At 66.5% G+C, this 20031-nt stretch carries 19 protein-coding genes; 11 read left to right on the top strand and 8 right to left on the bottom strand.

Going from position 1 to position 20031, the window contains the following annotated elements; genetic code table 11:
* Window positions 1-128: 128 nt before the first annotated feature.
* Both WK25_RS08625 and WK25_RS08620 read left to right on the top strand, forming a co-directional pair.
* Window positions 129-671 (top strand): hypothetical protein, encoded by a 543-nt coding sequence (locus tag WK25_RS08625; RefSeq protein WP_069241430.1) that lies wholly within the window; start codon window positions 129-131, stop codon window positions 669-671.
* Between the two features lie 110 nt (window positions 672-781).
* Window positions 782-1966 (top strand): cystathionine beta-lyase, encoded by a 1185-nt coding sequence (locus WK25_RS08620; RefSeq protein WP_069241429.1) that lies wholly within the window; start codon window positions 782-784, stop codon window positions 1964-1966.
* Window positions 1967-2042: 76 nt separating this feature from the next.
* On the opposite strand, the gene serB is transcribed toward WK25_RS08620, so the two are convergent.
* Window positions 2043-2888, bottom strand: a complete 846-nt coding sequence (gene serB / locus WK25_RS08615; protein WP_069241428.1) for a phosphoserine phosphatase SerB — start codon at window positions 2886-2888, stop codon at window positions 2043-2045.
* Between the two features lie 186 nt (window positions 2889-3074).
* Window positions 3075-4016, bottom strand: a complete 942-nt coding sequence (locus tag WK25_RS08610) for a LysR family transcriptional regulator (protein ID WP_040144255.1) — start codon at window positions 4014-4016, stop codon at window positions 3075-3077.
* A gap of 130 nt (window positions 4017-4146) precedes the next feature.
* Here WK25_RS08610 and WK25_RS08605 point away from each other — a divergent pair, with 130 nt between their 5' ends.
* Window positions 4147-5163: a zinc-binding alcohol dehydrogenase family protein gene (locus WK25_RS08605; protein ID WP_040144254.1), complete on the top strand. Its 1017-nt coding sequence runs from the start codon at window positions 4147-4149 to the stop codon at window positions 5161-5163.
* 160 nt (window positions 5164-5323) lie between these two features.
* Complete coding sequence (locus tag WK25_RS08600; protein ID WP_040144961.1) at window positions 5324-5875, top strand: DUF6013 family protein; 552 nt, start codon at window positions 5324-5326, stop codon at window positions 5873-5875.
* A gap of 120 nt (window positions 5876-5995) precedes the next feature.
* On the opposite strand, the gene WK25_RS08595 is transcribed toward WK25_RS08600, so the two are convergent.
* Entirely contained in the window at window positions 5996-6799 is an 804-nt protein-coding gene (locus tag WK25_RS08595) for an ABC transporter permease (RefSeq protein ID WP_040144253.1), read from the bottom strand.
* Window positions 6796-7497 (bottom strand): ABC transporter ATP-binding protein, encoded by a 702-nt coding sequence (locus WK25_RS08590; RefSeq protein WP_069241427.1) that lies wholly within the window; start codon window positions 7495-7497, stop codon window positions 6796-6798. The genes WK25_RS08595 and WK25_RS08590 overlap by 4 nt, the downstream gene beginning before the upstream one ends.
* Before the next feature lie 158 nt (window positions 7498-7655).
* On the opposite strand from WK25_RS08590, the gene WK25_RS08585 reads away from it, so the two are divergent.
* Window positions 7656-9944 carry an AsmA family protein gene (locus WK25_RS08585; RefSeq protein ID WP_069241965.1) on the top strand — a complete coding sequence of 763 codons (2289 nt, stop codon included), beginning with the start codon at window positions 7656-7658 and terminating at the stop codon, window positions 9942-9944.
* Window positions 9945-10073: 129 nt separating this feature from the next.
* Here the strand turns inward: WK25_RS08585 and WK25_RS08580 are convergent, their stop codons facing one another.
* The gene (locus WK25_RS08580) at window positions 10074-10526 is read right to left on the bottom strand and encodes a lipocalin-like domain-containing protein (protein WP_069241426.1); all 453 of its coding nucleotides are present in this window, start codon (window positions 10524-10526) and stop codon (window positions 10074-10076) included.
* 167 nt (window positions 10527-10693) lie between these two features.
* On the opposite strand from WK25_RS08580, the gene WK25_RS08575 reads away from it, so the two are divergent.
* Window positions 10694-12286 carry an ABC-F family ATPase gene (locus WK25_RS08575; protein ID WP_040144250.1) on the top strand — a complete coding sequence of 531 codons (1593 nt, stop codon included), beginning with the start codon at window positions 10694-10696 and terminating at the stop codon, window positions 12284-12286.
* Between the two features lie 228 nt (window positions 12287-12514).
* Here WK25_RS08575 and WK25_RS08570 read toward each other — a convergent pair whose 3' ends face one another.
* Complete coding sequence (locus WK25_RS08570; protein ID WP_059544056.1) at window positions 12515-13561, bottom strand: zinc-dependent alcohol dehydrogenase family protein; 1047 nt, start codon at window positions 13559-13561, stop codon at window positions 12515-12517.
* A 136-nt stretch (window positions 13562-13697) separates the two neighbouring features.
* Between WK25_RS08570 and WK25_RS08565 the strand changes: the two genes are divergently transcribed.
* Complete coding sequence (locus WK25_RS08565) at window positions 13698-14162, top strand: Lrp/AsnC family transcriptional regulator (protein WP_040144248.1); 465 nt, start codon at window positions 13698-13700, stop codon at window positions 14160-14162.
* 28 nt (window positions 14163-14190) lie between these two features.
* Here WK25_RS08565 and WK25_RS08560 read toward each other — a convergent pair whose 3' ends face one another.
* Window positions 14191-14556, bottom strand: coding sequence for a hypothetical protein (locus tag WK25_RS08560; RefSeq protein WP_040144247.1), 366 nt, complete (start codon window positions 14554-14556; stop codon window positions 14191-14193).
* Window positions 14557-14812: 256 nt separating this feature from the next.
* On the opposite strand from WK25_RS08560, the gene WK25_RS08555 reads away from it, so the two are divergent.
* From WK25_RS08555 to WK25_RS08545, 3 genes are all read left to right on the top strand, one after another.
* Window positions 14813-16249 carry an aldehyde dehydrogenase family protein gene (locus WK25_RS08555; protein ID WP_040144246.1) on the top strand — a complete coding sequence of 479 codons (1437 nt, stop codon included), beginning with the start codon at window positions 14813-14815 and terminating at the stop codon, window positions 16247-16249.
* Window positions 16250-16381: 132 nt separating this feature from the next.
* The gene (locus WK25_RS08550) at window positions 16382-17572 is read left to right on the top strand and encodes an NAD(P)H-dependent flavin oxidoreductase (protein WP_069241964.1); all 1191 of its coding nucleotides are present in this window, start codon (window positions 16382-16384) and stop codon (window positions 17570-17572) included.
* Window positions 17573-17637: 65 nt separating this feature from the next.
* Window positions 17638-18279 carry an OmpW/AlkL family protein gene (locus WK25_RS08545; RefSeq protein WP_040144245.1) on the top strand — a complete coding sequence of 214 codons (642 nt, stop codon included), beginning with the start codon at window positions 17638-17640 and terminating at the stop codon, window positions 18277-18279.
* An 81-nt stretch (window positions 18280-18360) separates the two neighbouring features.
* Here the strand turns inward: WK25_RS08545 and WK25_RS08540 are convergent, their stop codons facing one another.
* Window positions 18361-18564, bottom strand: a complete 204-nt coding sequence (locus WK25_RS08540) for a DUF1289 domain-containing protein (protein ID WP_040144244.1) — start codon at window positions 18562-18564, stop codon at window positions 18361-18363.
* Between the two features lie 340 nt (window positions 18565-18904).
* Here WK25_RS08540 and WK25_RS08535 point away from each other — a divergent pair, with 340 nt between their 5' ends.
* Window positions 18905-19999, top strand: a complete 1095-nt coding sequence (locus WK25_RS08535) for a polyamine ABC transporter substrate-binding protein (RefSeq protein WP_069241425.1) — start codon at window positions 18905-18907, stop codon at window positions 19997-19999.
* The last annotated feature ends 32 nt before the right edge of the window (window positions 20000-20031 follow it).

The raw sequence follows: 20031 nt of genomic DNA, 5'->3' as shown, positions 1-20031 counted from the left end.
CGGCATGCGTATCGCGCGAGCGGCGCCGTTGAATGGGGGCCGTCCGGCGCTCGCGATGGCGTCGATCGGCGTGCGACGAGATATCGCCGCGATTGTCGAGCGAATCTGAAGCAAGGGAGCAACACGAAGTGGGTGGATATTCGGAATGGCAACGTGCGCTGGTGATCGCCGGCGCACTGGCGGCAGCTCTGGCGGTGCCCGGCGTGGCCGCGGCGCAGGCCGCTGCGCCGGGTGTGCAGCAGGATGACGCGGCACCGGCGCGGCCGCTGCGGCCGAATCCTGAATTCGCGCGCCTGCCGCGCTACGAGGGCACGCTCGGCGACCGGCCGATCGTCGTGCATCTCGGGCCGAAGACGGACGAAGAGGGCGTGCACGGCGAATACCAGTTTGCCGATACGGGCGAGGTGATCCTGCTCGCCGGCGATCGCGATGGCGACACGCTCGAAATCGAGGAGTCGAACGACGGCACGAACATCACGGGCGTGTGGATCGGCCGCTTCGATTCGACGGGCGGGTTGAAGGCCGACCGGATGAATTCGGATGAATCGGATCCGCAACCGGTCGTGCTGCGGCCGGCGCCTGGCAAACGCGCCGCGCTGCACGTTCGCGACGGCCGCGTGCAGGAAATCGAGACGGTCGGCGGCCTGGTCAACCTGCGTACCGACGACTGAGCGCGCTGGCTTGGTGCAGGCGCCGCGCATTGTACCGGGCCAAGCGCGCCGTTTTTGGCTAATCTAACGACATCTTCCGCAACCGAACGGCCTAGCCACGGCCTCCTGCCATGACTCAATCCGCCCCGAAGCGCGCGCTGCAAACCCGCATCGTTCAACCCGACGACGTCATTCCGGAAGGCTTCCGTTCGTTCGTGCCGCCGGTCGCGCGTGCGTCGACGGTCGTGTTCCCCGATCTCGCGACGATGCGCGCGCTCGTGTGGCACAACGACAACCAGTGGCGCTACGGTCTGCATGCGACGCCGACGTCGCTCGCGCTCGCGCAACGGCTCGCCGAGATCGAGGGCGGTACGCACGCACTGCTGCAACCGTCGGGCCTTGCGGCCATCTCGAACGTCTACTTCGGGCTCGTGAAGGCGGGCGACGACGTGTTGATCCCGCACAACGTTTATGGTCCGAACGCCGACTTCGGCAACTGGCTCGCGAAGGATTTCGGCATTACCGTGCGCTTCTACGATCCGCTGGTCAGCGCCGGGATTGCCGACCTGATCCAGCCGAACACGCGGCTGATCTGGATCGAGGCGCCGGGCTCGGTGACGATGGAAGTACCCGACGTACGAGCGATCACGACGGCCGCGCGGGCGCGCGGCATCGTCACCGCAATCGATAACACGTATTCGGCCGGGCTCGCGTTCAAGCCGTTCGAGCACGGCGTGGACATCTCGGTGCAGGCGCTGACCAAGTACCAGTCGGGCGGCAGCGATTTGCTGATGGGTGCGACGATAACGGCAAACGCGGAGCTGCACGCGCAACTGAAGCTTGCGCGGATGCGCTGCGGGATCGGCGTGTCGGTCGACGATTGCTCGCTCGTGATGCGCAGCCTGCCGAGCATGCAGGTGCGCTTCGACGCGCACGGCAAGAGCGCGCTTGCACTTGCGCAATGGCTGAAGACGCGTCCGGAGATCGCAACGGTGCTGCACCCGCAACTGCCGGACTGCCCGGGCCATGAATCGTTCGTACGCGACTTCACCGGTGCGGGCGGGCTGTTCTCGGTGGTGTTCGACGAACGCTACAGCAGCGAGCAGATCGATCGCTTCGTCGAGGCGCTCGAGTTGTTTGCGATCGGCTGGAGCTGGGGCGGCGCGTGCAGCCTCGCGATGCCGTACGACGTTGCGTCGATGCGCACGGACTGGCCGCATCGCGGCACGCTGGTGCGCTTCTACGTCGGTCTCGAGGACGAAAGCGATCTTCGCGCGGACATCGAGCGCGCGATGCAGGCCACGCTGGGCCGATAACCGACCGAAGCGGAAAAACGAAACGCCGGCGCGATTGGACATCGCGCCGGCGTTTTCATTGGCGGAGTGGCGCGGATCAGAACAGCCGCAGCAGGCCGTCGAGGCCGACGTGGTCGAACGCGACGGTTGCCGCGTCGCGCACGACCGGCTTCGCGTGGAACGCGACCGACAATCCGGCTTCGGCCATCATCTTCAGGTCGTTTGACCCGTCGCCCATCGCGATCGCGCGGCTCGGCGCGATGCCGAGCGATGCGCACGTGTCGCGCAGCATGCGCGCCTTCACGTCCGCGTTGACGATCTCGCCGAGCACCTTGCCGGTCAGCTTGCCGTCGACGATTTCAAGCGTGTTCGCGTGTGCATAGTCGAGGCCGAGACGTGCCTGCAGGCGCTCGGTGAAGAACGTGAAGCCGCCCGATACGAGCAGCGTCTTCAGGCCGGCGGCCCTCACGCCCGCGAGCATCGTCTCCGCGCCCGGCGACAACTGCAGCCGCTCCTCGTACACGCGCTCGAGCGCCCGAGCGTCGAGCCCCGCGAGCAGCGCGACGCGGCGCGTGAGGCTTTCGTTGAAATCGCGGATTTCACCGCGCATCGATGCTTCGGTGATCTCCGCAACCTGGGTCTTCAGCCCGCAGAAATCGGCGATTTCGTCGATGCATTCGATCGTGATCAGCGTCGAATCCATGTCCATTACGACGAGTCCGAAATCGGCGAGCGTCCGGCCGGCCTCGACGAAGCCGAAGTCGAGCGCATGCGTGCCGCAGTACGCATCGATGTCGAGGCGCTGCGCCGGGTTCGCGTTTTCGATGCGCAGTGCGTGCTCGTCGGTCTGCACGATACGGGAGCCGCGCGACAGCGCAAGCAGCGGTTTGTGATGCGCGTCCGACAGCGGCGCGAGACTCTGGATGACGAGATTGTGGGTCATGACGGAATGATTGGAAGCGAATGAAACGCGGGTGCGGCCGCTGGCGGCCGTGTGCGGGCACGGCCTGTCCGGCCTTCGGCCGTTGCGTCGCGAACGCGCCATTGTAGCCCGTTGCTGTCCGAGCGCGACCGGAACGCCGTGGCGGCGCGGCGTACGCCGCCGACAGCGCCGGTTCGCGGACGTCGGTCAGCGTGTATGCACGCGATCCCAGTAAGGCGGATCGCCGAAGTGTTCAGCCAGGAACGCAATGAACGCGAGCGTCTTCAGCGGCACGTGCGCACGGCTCGGATAGACGGCCCAGATCGCGACGTCGTCCGCGAACGGGTAATCGTCGAGCACGGTGACGAGCGCGCCGCTCGCGAGCTGCGGGCCGACGTCCCAGGTCGACTTGATCGCGATGCCGAAGCCGTCGACGAGCGCCTCGCGGATCGCCTCGCCGTTGCTTGCAACGAGCCGGCCGCTCACGCGTACCGTGAGCCGGCCTTGCGGCGTAACGAACGACCAGTCGCGCTGGTCGCCGAGGATCACGCATTCGTGCTGCGCGAGATCGGCCGGATGCCGCGGCGTGCCGCGCTCCGCGAGATACGAGGGCGAGCAGCACACCACGCGCCGGTTCGTGGCCAGCTTGCGCGCCACGAGCGTCGAATCCTTCAGCGCGCCGAGGCGAATCGCGACGTCGTAGCCGTCGTCGACGAGATCGACGATCTCGTCGGAAAGACGCAGATCGAGCGATACGGACGGATAGCGGCGCAGAAATGCCGGAATCACCGGCGCGACGTGCTGGCGGCCGAACGACGACGACATCGACACCTTCAGCCGGCCATACGGCTCGCTGCGGCCATGGCCGACGGACGCGCGCGCCGCATCGGCGGCCGACAGCAGCGCCTCGGCGCGAGCCATGAACACCTCTCCGTCCTGGGTGAGAGAGATCCGGCGCGTGGTGCGATGCAGCAATCGTGCGCCGAGCTGGCGCTCGAGCTGCGCGATACGCGCGCTCGCGACCGCGGCCGACACGCCATACTCGCGTCCGGCCGCGCTCACGTTCGCGAGCAGCGCGGCGCGAACGAACAGGCCGACGTCCAGCAGGTCCAGCGGCTTGTCGGGAGCGGGGATTGGGTCGGATGTCATTATTCTGAGATTCCTGAAAATGTTTCAGGAAATATAGCGGTTTTCTCGAAGGATCGGGCGCCATACGATGGCGTTCATGGGCTGCGCCGCGGCCCGACCGAATTTCCTGGACACGATAGGAGCTACCGTTATGAAAGCAGTTGGACTGACCCGTTACCTGCCGATCGACGACCCGCAAGCGCTGCTCGACGTCGACGTGCCGCAACCCGAGCCCGGCCCGCGCGACCTGCTCGTGAAGGTCGAGGCGATTTCCGTGAACCCGGTCGACACCAAGGTCCGCGCGCCGAAGCCGCAGGTCGAGGAGAGCCCGCGCGTGCTGGGCTGGGATGCTGCCGGCACGGTCGTCGCGGTGGGCGCCGACGTCACGCTGTTCCGGCCGGGCGACGCGGTGTTCTACGCGGGCAGCATCACGCGCGCCGGCGCGAACAGCGAATTCCATGCGGTCGACGAGCGGATCGCCGCGCACAAGCCGCGCACGCTGGATTTTGCGGCGTCGGCCGCGCTGCCGCTCACCGCGCTGACCGCGTGGGAGGCGCTGTTCGACCGGCTGCGCGTGTCGCCGCAGGGCGCCGATGCGGGCAAGTCGGTGCTGATCATCGGCGGGGCGGGCGGCGTCGGCTCGATCGCGATCCAGCTCGCGAAGACGCTCGGGAAGCTGCGCGTGATCGCGACCGCGTCGCGGCCCGCATCGGCCGAATGGGTGCGTGCGCTCGGTGCGGACGACGTGGTCGACCACTTCGGCGACCTGCCCGCGCAATTGCGTGACATCGGTCATCCGAACGTCGATTACGTGCTGATCTTCAACGACACGGACCGTCATTTCCCTGCCGCGGCGGAAGTCGTCCGGCCGCAGGGCGGCATCTGCACGATCGTCGAGAACGCGAAGCCGGTCCCGGTCGAACTGCTGAAGGCGAAGAGCGCCGCGTTCCACTGGGAGTTCATGTTCACGCGCGCGATGTTCGAGACGCCGGACATGATCGAGCAGCACAAGATCCTCACCGAGGTCGCGCGGCTCGTGGACGACGGCACGCTGCGCACGACGCTCGGCGAACAGCTCGGCACGATCAACGCGGCGAACGTGCGGCGCGCGCATCAGATGCTCGAGGCCGGGCGCGCGATCGGCAAGCTGGTGCTGAGCGGCTTCTGATCGGGCATCGCGCGTACGGGATGCGCGGCCGCGAACGCAAGCGGGGTAACACCCGATGCGTTTGCGGCGCATTGCATGCCGCTTGGCGGTAGACTGGCAACGCATCATGCATCGAAAACCGCGCGGCACGCGCGTGCCGCCGCATTACAAGGAGGTCAGCATGAGCCAACGCAGCTTGTCAGTCGCCGTATCGTGGTCGGCCGTGTTCGCGGCGGCATGCGTAAGCGCAAGCGTATTCGCGGCGCCGCCGGTCAAAGGCAGCCTGAAGGGCGGCGGGACGGGGCAGCTCGAATACACGGTCAAGGTCGATTCGAAGACCTTCGGCAATATGCAGGAGACGCGCAAGATCCGCTCGGGCGAGACGGACGACTTCAACTGGAAGTCGGTGCCGCCGGGCGGTGCGGTCGCGATGCAGGACGGTTGCCCGAGCGCCGACAGCCTGCCGCGCGACGAGAACGGCGCGATGGTGCGCCAGACCCAGGTGCGGCTCGCGCCGTCGGTCGACGCGAAGGGGATCGCGAACGTGCAACTGAGCTTCCAGGCCGCCGCGCCGAAAGGCACACGCAACGTGAGCGCGGGTGGCAAGACGCTGCAGTGTCCGGACGTCGTGTCGGTGAGCCAGGTCAAGTGGGTGTCGATTTCGACGAATGGCGGGTCGAAATCGGTCACGATGAGCGACGGCACGAAGGTGACCGTGTCGATCAAGCACTGAGCCGGTGCGCGCGCAACGAGTATCGGGACGAGCCGTATGTTGCGCGGGGCCGTCGGCAAACGCGGCACCGCGCGCCGACGGCGCACTGCCCGTACGCCGCATGCGCCGCGGCGTCGCGCGTCAGCGCGTGCGTTCCTCGAGCCGCGCGGCAAGAAACCGGTGATCGGCCGAGAACAGCCGGCGATACGTCATCAGTACCGCGCCGACGGTGCCGAGCGCCGACGCCGCGGCGATCAGGAACATGATCACGATCTGATAGCGCACGGCCTGCAGCGGCGACTGGCCGGCCAGCACCTGGCCGGTCATCATCCCCGGCAGACTTACGACGCCGACGACGGCCATCTGATTCAACGTCGGCAGCATGCCCGCGCGCACGGCCTGACGCGCGGCGTCCTGCGCGGCTTCCCAGCGCGTCGCGCCGAGTGCGAGTGCGGTCTCGACACGGTCGCGCCGCGCGGTGAGCTCGTCCATCATCCGTTCGACGCCGAGCGCCACGCCGGTAAGCGTATTGCCGAGAATCATCCCCAGAATCGGGATCGCGTATTGCGGTTCGTACCACGGGTGAATGCGGATCACGACGAACAGGCCGATCGCCGCGACGAGCCAGCTGCTGACCCAGATCGACGCGATGCTGTCGATGCGCTGCCCGCGGTACGCGTGCTTGCCGCGCGCGGCGCCCGCGAAACCTGCGATCAGCGTCATCAGTGCGGTGAGCGGCAGCACGACCGTCCAGTGCGGATGGCCGAACACCCAGCCGAGGACGTAACCGATCGCGAGCAACTGCACGACGGTGCGCACGGCGGCCAGCGCGAGCTGGCGACCGAGGCCGAGCGACAGCGCGGCCGAGATCGCGCCATTCACCGCGACGAGCGCGGCGGCGATCCCGACGTCGACGAGGCTCAGATCCTGCAGCGCTGGGCTCATTGCGCACCCTCCGTCGAGGCTGCGGCTTGCAGCACGCCGGCCTGCATCACGAGCCGCGTCGTCGCGATCCGCGCGGCCTGCGCCGGATCGTGGGAGATCCACATGTATGCACGCGCATCGGATGCTGCGTCGAACCATGCGTCGACGAGCGCTTCGATCGCACGCGTGGAATCGGGATCGAGCGCGGAGGTCGGCTCGTCGAGCAACAGCACGTCGGGGTCAAGCTGCAGCACGCGCAGCAGCGCGGCGATCTGCGCTTCGCCGCCCGACAGATCGCTCGCACGCTTGTCGAGAAAATCGGCGCCGCGCCCCGCACGCGCGGCGAGCGCTTCGACGCGCGCGCGGTCGAACGTCGCGTCGCGATAGACCGCGAGCGAGTACGGATAGCGCAATTGCGCGTCGACGGTGCCGTCCATCTGAGCGGGGCGCTGGCGCACATACGCGATGCTGCGTCGGTAGCGCGGAATCGCGCCGCGCCTGATGCGCTTGCCGCGCCACAGCACTTGGCCGCCATCGAGCGGATCGAGCAGCGCGAGCGCGCGCAGCAGCACGCTCTTGCCTGAGCCCGACGGACCCGTGATAGCAATTCGCGATCCCGCGGCAAGGCTGAAATCGGTCGGCGTCAGCAAGGTCTTGCCGGTGCGTGCGTCGCGGCGCGTGATGCGCTGTGCGTCGATGAGACCGTGGGGGGCTGTCATGTCACAAATGAAAAAAAGCGTTAATGGCGCCGAGGCGTTGCGGCGGCGTGCGTCATAATAACCATTGAAAAGCCGCCGATGTCGTGCTTCGTGCTCCGCGCGCGTATGCAACAGCCCGATGTCGCGTGCAACTTCTGCAGAACAACAACGGAACCGCCATGACGCTCACCCGAACCATCGGCAAGACCGCTGCATGGATCGTCGGTATCGTCGCACTGATCATCGTCGCTGCCGGCGTCTTCATTGTCACGTTCGACTGGAACCGCGCGAAACCGTGGGTCAACGAACATGTGAGCACCGCGCTTGGCCGTCCGTTTGCGATCAACGGCGACCTCAGGGTCGACTGGCGCCGCCCGCAGAGCGAAACAGGCTGGCGCGCATGGGTGCCCTGGCCTCGCATCTCGGCCACCCGGCTGGAGATCGGGAACCCCGACTGGGCGAAGGGCTCCAAGTTCGTCACGCTCGACGCCGCGCACTTCGATCTCGCGATTCTTCCGCTCCTCACCCACCAGATCGTCATTCCGTCGATCGACGTCGTCAACCCGGCCGTCGACCTCGAACGGCTCGCCGACGGTCGTAACACGTGGACCTTCCAGTTCAAGCAGTCGGGCCAACCGAAGACATGGAAAGTACGGCTCGACAGCTTCGCGTTCGCGAAGGGGACCGTCGTTTATCGAGACGCAATCACCAAGGCCGATCTGACGATCGGGATCGATACGCTCGGCCAGCCGGTTCCGCTCGGTGACGTGCTCAAGGAGCAGGAACAGAAGTCGCGTGCGGCATCGGCGCAGCGTGTCGGCAAGCGCGGCGCCGCGCAACTCGCGGCGAAGGCGAACGCGGAAGCCGCGTCCGGTGCGTCAGCGGCGCAAGGTGCGAGCGAAGTGCCTGCGGCCGCGTCGGCGCGCGCGTCCGCCGCTGCGCCCGTTGCCGCGGCTTCGTCCGCATCGGCGAGTGCGGCTGCCGCCGGCGCGAGCGGCGCATCGGGCGCCGCCGCGCGTGTGCAGCCGGCCGGCCCGATCTACGCGTTCGGCCTGAAGGTCGATGGCCGCTACAAGAACGTGCCGATCACCGGCACCGGCAAGGTGGGCGGTGTGCTGGCGATCGAGAATGCGACGCAGCCGTTCCCGCTGCAGGCCGACGTGAAGGCCGGCGACACGCGGCTCGCGATCGTCGGCACGCTGACCGATCCGATGCACCTGGCGGCGATCGACCTGCGGCTGTGGCTGCAGGGCACGTCGATGTCGCATCTGTACCAGCTCACCGGCATCACGCTGCCCGACACGCCGCCGTACGCGACCGAGGGGCGCCTGATCGGCCAGATCAAGCAGAAGGCGAGCACGTTCCGCTACGAGAACTTCCACGGTCGCGTGGGCGGCAGCGATCTCGCGGGCACGCTGACGTGGGCGCAGCGCGAGCCGCGGCCGAAGCTGTCGGGCGAACTCGTGTCGAACCTGCTGCAGTTCTCCGACCTCGCGCCGGTGATCGGCGCCGATTCAGCCGCGAGCAAGGCCAAGCGCGGCGACACGACGCGCCAGCCGCCGGACCGCGTGTTGCCGGTTGCGGCGTTCCGCACCGAGCGCTGGAGCGCGATCGACGCGGACGTGAAGTTCACCGGGCGCAAGCTGATCAAGAGCCCGCAACTGCCGATCACGAACCTGTACACGCACATCCTGCTGCAGGACGGCGTGCTGACGCTCGAGCCGCTGCAGTTCGGCGTCGCGGGCGGCACGCTTGCGACGAATGCGCATCTCGACGGCAGCCGCACGCCGCTGAAGGGGCGCTTCACGCTGACCGCGCGCCACCTGAAACTCAAGCAGTTGTTCCCGACGCAGAAGGTCATGCAGACTGCACTCGGCGAGATCAACGGCGACGCATCGCTGTCGGCGACCGGCAATTCGCCGGCCGCGCTCGCGGCCACGTCGACCGGCGAAGTGAAGGCGCTCGTCACGGACGGCCGCATCAGCCTCCTGCTGATGGAGGCGGCGGGCCTGAACGTCGCGAATGTCGTCTACGAAAAGCTGTTCGGCACCCGCGACGTGAACATCAATTGCGCGGCGATCGATTTCGTCGCGAACGACGGGCTGCTCCAGCCGAAGGTCTTCGCGCTCGATACGGACGATGCGCTGATCAACGTGGACGGCCCGATCAACCTGCGCGACGAATCGCTCGACCTGAAGATCCATCCGCACACGAAGGGTTTCCGGATCTTTTCGCTGCGCTCGCCGCTTTACGCGAAGGGCACGTTCAAGAATCCGAAGGTTGGCGTCGAGGCGGGCGCGCTCGCGCTGCGCGCCGGCGCGATGGTCGGGCTCGGGCTGATCAACCCGTTCGCGGCGCTGATCCCGTTGATCGCGCCGAGCAACAACCGCGACGTGCCGTGCTCGCAGCTGTTCGGGCAGATGAACGCGAAGGCCGCGCAGAAGGGGGCGGCGAAGGCCGGCAAGTGACGCGCGACGGCGGATCGGGATCCGGAACGACACACGCACCGGCGGCGTCTGTCGCGATGCCGGCGGCGCCGCAGCCCCGGTAGCGGCCTCGACGGCGCGCTCGTGGTTCCGCTGTCCGACCGCCGCGCTTCAGCGGCGCGCGCGCGCGCAGACGAGCACCGCGTCGACCTGCCGGCCGTCGACGACCACGGGCTTGGCCGTGCCGAGCTGCAGGCGATTGCCTTCGACGCTGACGACCCGCTGCTGGACGTTGCCGATCCAGTTTGGAAACAGGCTCACGTCCATCTCGTGCGTCAGCGTCCCGTTGTCGTCAACGTTGAAAGGGCCTGAATACGCAACATAGCCGCGCGCGGCGGCGGCGCGTTCGTCGCGGCTGCCGCCGTGCAGATCGCCGTCGGCATAGGGCGGCCGGCCGGCTGCCATCAACTGCGCGGACATATAGCCGTCCGGCGTGTAGAGAATCCAGCCGCGTACGTCGCGGCCGAGCGCGTAGGTGATGGTGCCGCCGTCGCGCGGGCGGACTTCATAGGACACGAGGCGCCATGCGCCGACGAGTTGGTCGCGAAGCTGGCTGGCGGGCATGCGGGTTTCCGGTATGACGGCGACGACGCGCGCGCCGTCGTGTTGACGGGGGTGAGCGGCGGCGCGCGACACGTGCGCGAGGCCGCCGCGGCGGTGCGGTCGGCAGTTTCTCCGACACCTGCTAAAATACACGGTTTTCCGTCGATTTCTCTCTTACGGGACCTGCCGTGCTTTCTACTGCCAACATCACGATGCAATTCGGGCCGAAGCCCTTGTTCGAGAATATCTCGGTCAAATTCGGCGAGGGCAACCGCTATGGTCTGATCGGCGCGAACGGCTGTGGCAAGTCGACCTTCATGAAGATCCTCGGCGGCGACCTCGAGCCGAGCGCCGGCAACGTCGCGCTGGAGCCGAACGTGCGTCTGGGCAAGCTGCGCCAGGACCAGTTTGCGTATGAAGACGTGCGCGTGCTCGACGTCGTGATGATGGGCCACACCGAGATGTGGGCCGCGATGACCGAGCGCGACGCGATCTACGCGAACCCGGAAGCCACCGACGACGACTACATGCACGCGGCCGAGCTGGAAGGCAAGTTCGCCGAATACGGCGGCTACGACGCCGAGGCGCGCGCGGGCGCGCTGCTGCTCGGCATCGGCATCGAGGAGAAGTTCCACAACGGCACGATGGCCGACGTCGCGCCGGGCTGGAAGCTGCGCGTGCTGCTCGCGCAGGCGCTGTTCTCGAAGCCGGACGTGCTGCTGCTCGACGAACCGACCAACAACCTCGACATCAACTCGATCCGTTGGCTCGAGCACACGCTCAACGAGTACAACTCGACGATGATCATCATCTCGCACGATCGTCACTTCCTGAACTCGGTGTGCACGCATATGGCCGACATGGACTACGGCACGCTGAAGGTCTGGCCGGGCAACTACGACGACTACATGCTCGCATCGGCGCAGGCGCGTGAGCGTCAGGCGGCGGCGAACGCGCGCGCGAAGGAACGCGTGGCGGAGCTGCAGGACTTCGTGCGCCGCTTCTCGGCGAACAAGTCGAAGGCGCGCCAGGCAACGAGCCGCGCGAAGCAGATCGACAAGATCAAGATCGAGGAATTCAAGCCGTCGTCGCGGCAGAACCCGTTCATCCGCTTCGAGTTCGACAAGAAGCTGCACAACGTTGCGGTGGTCGCCGAAGAAATCACGAAGAAGTACGAGCGTACGATCTTCCAGAACTTCAATCTGTCGGTGCAGCCGGGCGAGCGCATCGCGATCATCGGCGAGAACGGCGCGGGCAAGACGACGCTGCTGCGTTCGCTGCTCGGCAACCTGCCGCTCGATCACGGCACGGTGAAGTGGGCCGAGAACGCGAACGTCGGCTACATGCCGCAGGACACGTACGAGGAGTTCCCGGACGACATTACGCTGATGGACTGGATCGACCAGTACCGCAAGGAAGGCGACGACGAAACGATGGTGCGCGGCACGCTGGGCCGCCTGCTGTTCTCGTCGGACGACATCAAGAAGTCGGTGAAGGTGCTGTCGGGCGGCGAGAAGGGCCGCATGATCTGGGGCAAGCTGATGCTCGGCCGCCACAACGTGCTGCTGATGGACGAGCCGACCAACCACATGGACATGGAGTCGATCGAATCGCTGCAGATCGCGCTCGAGCAGTTCGAAGGCACGCTGATTTTCGTGTCGCACGACCGCGAATTCGTCAGCGGCCTCGCGAACCGGATCATCGAAGTGCGCACGGACGGCACGCTGTTCGACTTCGGCGGGAATTACGAGGATTTCCTCGCGAGCCAGGGGCAGGAATAATCGCCCGGGCGGCCACGCCCGCTCCAACGTGACGGAAGCCCGCCGGGTGCAAGCCTGGCGGGCTTTTTCGCATTCGCGCACCGTGTTCGTCGGCCATCGTGGCCGGATCCTTGCGCGTCCACCGCGCGATGCCCGCCGCGTCACGCGTGCGCGGCGGCCGTCATGCGTGCCCGATTCAGCATGCGGAATCGGGAACCGCGGTGTCCTGCATCGCTCGCGCACGCGCGATCAACGCGAAAAGTCCGTCACGACCGTCACGCCTGCGCCTTCGAACCGGTTCATGTTCATCAGCGCGTCGATCGACTCGCCGAGCCGGATCTCCTTGCCGATCAACCGGCTCGGCGCGAGTTTGCCGGCATGCACCATATCCAGCATCGCGTCGTAACGATGCGCCTGCATCCCGTGGCTGCCGAGTATCTCCAGTTCGTGCGCGATGACCTTGCTCATCGGCACGGCAGGGGCCGCATGCTCGCCGAGCATCAGCCCGACCTGCACGTGCTTGCCGCGGCGGCGCAGATTGCTGATCGAGTTGAAACAGGTGTCCGGATGGCCGAGCGCATCGAGCGACACATGTGCGCCCCCGCGCGTGATCTCCTTCACCGCCTCGACAACGTCCGCGACTTCCGACGCATTGACGGTCGCCGCCGCGCCGACCGAGCGCGCCAGCGCGAGCGCGCGATCCGAGATGTCGATCGCGACCACGTTCGCGCCGATCGCATTCGCGATCATGATCGCCGACAGACCCACGCCGCCGCAGCCGTGCACGGCGACCCATTGGCCGGCCGACGTGCGGCCCTGGTCGACCACCGCGCGAAACGACGTCACGAACCGGCATCCGAGGCTCGCCGCGGTCGGGAAATCGAGCGCATCGGGCAGCCGTACGAGATTCAGGTCCGCATGATGGATGCCCACGTATTCTGCGAACGAACCCCAGTGCGTGAAGCCGGGCTGAAACTGTTGCTCGCATACCTGCTGGTTGCCCGAGTGGCATTCCGGGCAGTGGCCGCACCCGGCGACGAACGGCACCGTCACGCGGTCGCCCGCCTTCCAGCGCGTGACCGACTTACCGGCCGCGACGACGACGCCTGCCAGTTCATGGCCCGGCACATGCGGCAGCACGATGTCCGGGTCGTGCCCCATCCAGCCGTGCCAGTCGCTACGGCACACGCCCGTTGCTTTGACCTCGATCACGACGCCGTCGGGCGCGGGCGCGGGATCGTCGACGTTCATCAGCCGCGGCGCCGCGCCAAACGCTTCATAGACAATTGCTTTCACTCTCTCCTCCGTATTGGAATGACTGTTTCAATATAGCCGCGAACAGGCGGATTTTTCCTTCGCTTTTCGATTGAGAAACGGGTGTTCCTGAGATAGCCTTGCCGCTGGCACGCGTTCGCCGCAAGGAGCTTTCATCATGGAACAATTGGATCGAATCGACCGCGGGATGCTGGACATGCTGCAGCAGGACGGGCGCGTATCGAACGCGCGGCTCGCCGAAGCGTTCTCGCTCAGCGAGTCATCCTGCTGGCGCCGGCTCCGACGGCTCGAGGAAGCCGGTTTGATCGCCGGCTATCACGCGCGGCTCGACCGCCGGAAGCTGGGGTTCGGCGTCATGGCGTTCGTGCAGATCGTCTGTACGCAGCACGGCGAGGAAGTGACGGCGGAATTCGAGCGCCTGATCGAGGCGAGTCCGAACGTGCTCGCGTGCGACAACACGACCGGCGAAGCGGATTTTCTGCTGCAAGTCGTGGCCGCCGATCTCGACGACTACAGCCATTTCGTCGAAAAGGTGCTGCGCAAACTGCCGGGCGTGTTGAGCATTCGCTCGAACCTGTCGCTGCGCCAGTTGAAGTCGACGCAGCGGTTGCCGATCGCGTGACGGCGCGCCGCGGCGCTCGCACCGGCGCTCAGTCGGCCAGCCGCTTGTCGGCGAGCGCCTTGCAGCAGTCTTCGTACACCCATTGCACGAGTTTCGCGCGGTAGTCGAGGTCGTCGGTATCGACGATTTCCTCGACTGCGTCGCGCGCCCATGATGCGTCGACGAAGTCTGCGTGTCGCTTCGCGATGTCCTGCGCAAGGGCGGCCAGCTTCGCGATCGCGAGCCAGTCCGCGTGCCGGTGATGGCGGTCCAGCCAGCGGTGCGCGGCCTGCACCTGGAACGCTGCATCGGGCCAGCATTCGTTCAGGTAATACGCGCCGAGATTGCCGCAGGTAAGCCAGCACAGCAGTTCCAGGCGATCTTGCGAGCCGAGGTTGGGGGATGCGTCGGTCATGGCAGCGCTCACGAAAGCATCGATTCCGGGTGGCGCGGCGTGCAGCGGCCGGCGCCGATATTAAAAACATAGCACGATGCGGGCCACGTGGCGCGCCGGCGTGGCGCGGATGCCGAAAGCGCGCAGAAACCGCCGCCGGGAGCCAGTGCGCCCACGCTCGTGCAGCGTTCGCACGGGAGCTCGCGCTGCGCGAAGGTGTTGCCGCCGGGGCGCGCGACACTCGTTAGAATGGCCGTTTTCCGGGAGACAGGAAGCGATGAAAATCTACGATCAGTTCTACATCGACGGCGCATGGCGCAAACCGGACGGAGCAAGCAAGATCGACGTGATCGATTCGGCCACCGAGGCCGTGATCGGGCGGATTCCCGAAGGCGTCGCGTCGGACGCGCAGCACGCTGTCCGTGCGGCGCGTGCCGCATTCGATGGATGGGCCGCAACACCGGCCGCGACGCGCGCCGGCTACTTGCGCAAAATCGTCGAGCGCCTGCAGACGCGCAGCGAGGAACTCGCGCAGTCGATCACCGGCGAAGTCGGGATGCCGATCAAGCTGTCTCGCGCGATCCAGGTCGGCGGCCCGATCTACAACTGGAACGCATATGCGAAGCTCGCCGAATCGTTCGAATTCGAGGCGAAGGTCGGCAACTCGCTGGTAGTGCGCGAGCCGGTCGGGGTCGTCGCGGCGATCACGCCGTGGAACTACCCGCTCAACCAGATCACGCTGAAAGTCGCGCCGGCGCTTGCGGCCGGCTGCACGGTGGTGCTGAAGCCGTCCGAAGTCGCGCCGCTCAACGCATTCATGCTCGCGGAGGCGATTCACGAAGCCGGCCTGCCGCCGGGCGTGTTCAACCTCGTGTGCGGGTACGGCCCTGTCGTCGGCGAGGCGCTGGCTACCGACCCGGACGTCGACATGGTCTCGTTCACCGGCTCGACGCGCGCAGGCAAGCGCGTGGCCGAACTCGCTGCGGCGGGTGTGAAGCGCGTCGCGCTCGAACTGGGCGGCAAGTCGGCGTCGGTGATTCTCGACGATGCCGATTTTGCGGCGGCTGTGAAGGGTACGGTCAATGCGTGCTACCTGAACGCGGGGCAGACGTGCTCCGCGCATACGCGCATGCTGGTGCCCGAAGCGCGCTACGAAGAGGCTCGCGCGCTTGCGAAGGCGGCGGCCGAAGCGTACGTCGCGGGTGATCCGCGGCTCGAAACGACGCGCCTCGGCGCGCTCGCATCGGCCGCCCAGCAGCAGCGCGTGCACGCCTACATCCAGCGCGGGATCGACGACGGCGCGGAGCTTGTGACGGGCGGCACCGGTCTGCCGGAAGGGCTCGACAAGGGTTTCTTCGTGAAGCCGACGGTGTTCGGGCGCGTCGATCCGAGATCGACGATCGCACAGGAAGAAATCTTCGGGCCGGTGCTGTCGATCATCACGTATCGCGATGAAGAGGAAGCGGTGCGGATCGCGAACGATTCGCCGTACGGGCTCGGCGGCGCGGTGTGGGCGGGCAGTGACGAACGCGCAATGCGTGTCGCGCGGCGCATCCGCACGGGGCAGGTCGACATCAACGGCGGCACGTGGAACGCGGCCGCGCCGTTCGGCGGCTACAAGCAGTCGGGGCACGGCCGCGAGAACGGCGTGTACGGGCTCGAAGAGTATCTCGAGTACAAGTCGATGCAGCTGAAACACGGGCATCCGGCCTGACCGTCGCCAGATTGCCCAGGCCCCGCAACGGCACGCTCGCGTGCCGTTTTTTTATTGACGGCCGTCAAGGTGCGCGCCGGTGGATCGTCGATCATCGCGGTTCCGATTTCCGATGTTTCGACGAGGCTCCAGATGACCGCACGCACTTCCTTCCCGCCGCTCACGATCCGCGGCCGCACGTTGCTGCCCGTAGTGCAGGGCGGCATGGGCGTGGGGATCTCCGCGCACCGTCTCGCGGGCAGCGTCGCACGCGAAGGTGCGCTCGGCACGATCGCGAGCATCGACCTGCGTCATCACCATGCGGACCTGCTCGCGCGCTGCCGCGCGAACCCCGACCGCGCGACGCTCGAGGCCGCGAACCTCGACGCACTCGCCCGGGAGATCCGCCTCGCGAAGACGTACAGCGAAGGTCGCGGGATGATCGCGGTCAATGTGATGAAGGCGGTGAGCGCGCATGCGGACTACGTGCGCGTCGCATGCGACGAGGGCGCCGACGCGATCGTGATGGGCGCCGGCCTGCCGCTCGATCTGCCCGACCTCACGCAGGGCCGCGACATCGCGCTGATTCCGATCCTGTCGGACAGCCGCGGGATCGCGCTGGTGCTGAAGAAGTGGATGAAGAAGGGCCGGCTGCCCGATGCGATCGTGATCGAGCATCCGGCGCGTGCGGGCGGGCACCTCGGCGTCACGCAGATCGACGACATGAACGACGCGCGCTTCGATTTCGCGCGGGTGCTCGACGAGACCGCGCAGGTGATGGCATCGCTCGGCATCGCGCGCGACACGATTCCGCTGATCGTCGCAGGCGGCATCAACAGTCACGACACGGTGCGCGCGGCGCTCGCGGCAGGCGCGAACGGCGTTCAAGTGGGCACGCCGTTCGCGGTGACGGAAGAGGGCGACGCGCACCCGAACTTCAAGCGCGTGCTGGCCGATGCGCAGCCCGAGGACATCGTCGAATTCGTCAGCGTGACGGGGCTGCCCGCGCGCGCGGTGAAGACGCCGTGGCTCGATCGTTACCTGCGCAACGAAACGCGCATTCGCGACAAGCTCGGTGCGTTCAAGCAGCGCTGCCCGACGGCCCTCGAATGCCTGAGCGTGTGCGGCCTGCGCGACGGCATCGAGAAGTTCGGCCACTTCTGCATCGACACGCGGCTCGCGGCCGCGTTGCGCGGCGACGTCGCGAACGGCCTGTTCTTTCGCGGCCGCGAAGCACTGCCGTTCGGCAACGCGATCCGCAGCGTGCGCGACCTGCTCGACCTGCTGCTGACGGGCCGTGCGGCGGAGCCTGCGACAAAGCGTCCGATGTTTACGCTGGCTTGATGAATATCAAGATGAGGCAAAGACCCTACGTAGAGAATGGAATCAATTCTTCAAGGGTCCGCATCATGCACAAAACCATTCGAACATGTGTCACCGCCGCCGCTGTCGCGGCCACCGTCGTAGCAATGCCGTCGCTGTCGTACGCGGCATCGCCGGGTGACGGGATCAACCAGGGCGACGTGCTGGTACGGCTGCGCGCGATCAGCATCCAGCCGAACGAGCGCGCGAGCGACACGCTCGGCGCGATCAACACCGGCGTGAACAACGCGATCGTGCCGGAGCTCGACTTCACGTACATGATCCGCGACTACCTGGGCGTGGAGCTGATTCTGGGCACGTCGCGTCACCAGATGACGTCGAGCCTTGGCAATCTCGGCGGCGTCGGCGTGCTGCCGCCGACGCTGCTGCTCCAGTACCACTTCAATCATGCGGGCAAGGTGCGTCCGTACGTCGGCGCAGGCCTGAACTACACGTACTTCTACAACAACGGGCTCAACGTCGGCGGGGAGGGCGTGTCGATCAACAAGAGCAGCTTCGGTCCGGCACTGCAGTTCGGCGTCGACGTGCAGCTCACGAAGAAGGTGTTCATGAACGTCGACGTGAAGAAGATCTGGATGAGCACCGACGCGACGCTCGGCGACAAGGGCATCGGCACGCTGCACATCGATCCGCTGATCGTCGGCGTGGGCGTCGGGATGAAGTTCTAGACGCAGCGCGCGCGCACGGGAACAGAGTTGGGGTTGGCGGCATGGCAGTTGGCATGCCGCTCTTTTTTTGTGTGCGCGGAATTACAGCTTGTCGTACTGGAAACGCATCGCGGTGCCGTCGCGCGTGATGCGCTCCCAGATCGCGCGTTTTTCGTCGTCGCTCAGGAACACCCAGTTCGATACCTCGGCGGCGGTGCGGCCGCAGCCCTTGCAGACTTCGTCGAAGAGGGTGGAACAGACGCCGATGCAGGGGCTGTCGGGCAGGTCATGGAGATTGGATGCCATCGGAAGGGTCGCGCCGTGAAATCGTCAGGGCGTCATTTTAATGCATCGGCCGACGCGGCCCGGTCGCGCGGGCGGCGGCCGGCTTCGGCGCCGCTTTGTTTTCCTGATGGACAGCCGCCGATTACCCGATAGAATTCCCCCGGAACGCCCCGCTGCGCGGGCCGCACGACCGGCCGGCAGCGGGAATCTGTTCCGTTTGCGCGACACGGTCATGATTTTTTTGTGACGGAGCGCGAATGATGGTAGCGTTCGGGGTTTTCGAGGGGCGGCGCGCCAGAACGCGCCGCCATGACGAGGCAGACGGCAGCCGGACACACGGTCCGGCCGGAGGGAGAACGGGATGAAGGCAAAGGTAGTGGGCCGGTTCGCAGCGCTTGCGCTGTGCGTGGGTGCATCGGCGGCGGCGGCGAAGGATACGCAACTCAATATCTATAACTGGTCGGACTACATTGCGAAGGACACGATCCCGAACTTCGAGAAGCAGACGGGCGTCAAGGTCCGCTACGACAACTACGACAGCGACGACACGCTGCAGGCGAAGCTGCTGACGGGCAGCTCGGGCTACGACATCGTCGTGCCGACCAGCAATTACGCGGGCAAGCAGATCGCTGCCGGCATCTTCACGCCGCTCGACAAGTCGAAGCTGCCGAACCTCAAGTACCTCGATCCGCAACTGATGGCGCTCGTCGCCGGCGCCGACCCGGGCAACAAGTACGCGGTGCCCTGGGCATACGGCACGACGGGTCTCGCCTACAACCTGACGAAGGCGCAGCAGGCGCTCGGCAAGGTGCCGCTCGATAACTGGGACATCCTGTTCAAGCCGGAAAACCTGTCGAAGCTGAAGAGCTGCGGCGTGTCGGTGCTCGACGCGCCGGACCAGATGTTCGCGGCCGCGCTGCACTACATCGGCAAGGATCCGATGAGCACGAACCCGGCCGACTACAAGGCCGCGATGGACGTGCTGAAGAAGATCCGCCCGTACATCACGCAATTCAACTCGTCGGGCTACATCAACGACCTGGTCGGCGGCGACGTCTGCTTCGCATACGGCTGGTCGGGCGACGTCGTGATCGCGAAGCATCGCGCGGCCGAAGCGAAGAAGCCGTACAAGATCGAGTACTACATCCCGAAGGGCGGCGCGCCGGTCTGGTTCGACGTGATGGCGATCCCGAAGGATGCGAAGAACAAGGAAGCCGCGCTGCAGTGGATCAACTACATCGAGGATCCGAAGGTGCACGCGGCGATCACGAATGCGGTGTATTACCCGAGTGCGAACGCCGAGGCGCGCAAGTACGTACGCCCGGATGTCGCGAACGACCCGGCCGTCTACCCGCCGGCCGACGTCGTGAAGACGCTGTTCCTGCTCAAGCCGCTGCCGCCCGAAATCCAGCGTCTGCAGACGCGTCTGTGGACCGAGCTCAAATCGGGCCGCTGACCCGAGCCGCAGTGAGCCAGCAGTCATGAAGC

Origin of the sequence: Burkholderia latens (assembly GCF_001718795.1) — a bacterium.
Taxonomy (GTDB): Bacteria; Pseudomonadota; Gammaproteobacteria; order Burkholderiales; family Burkholderiaceae; genus Burkholderia; species Burkholderia latens_A.
Note: the sequence above shows the minus strand (reverse complement) of the source record. Positions and strands in the feature narration are given on the sequence as shown.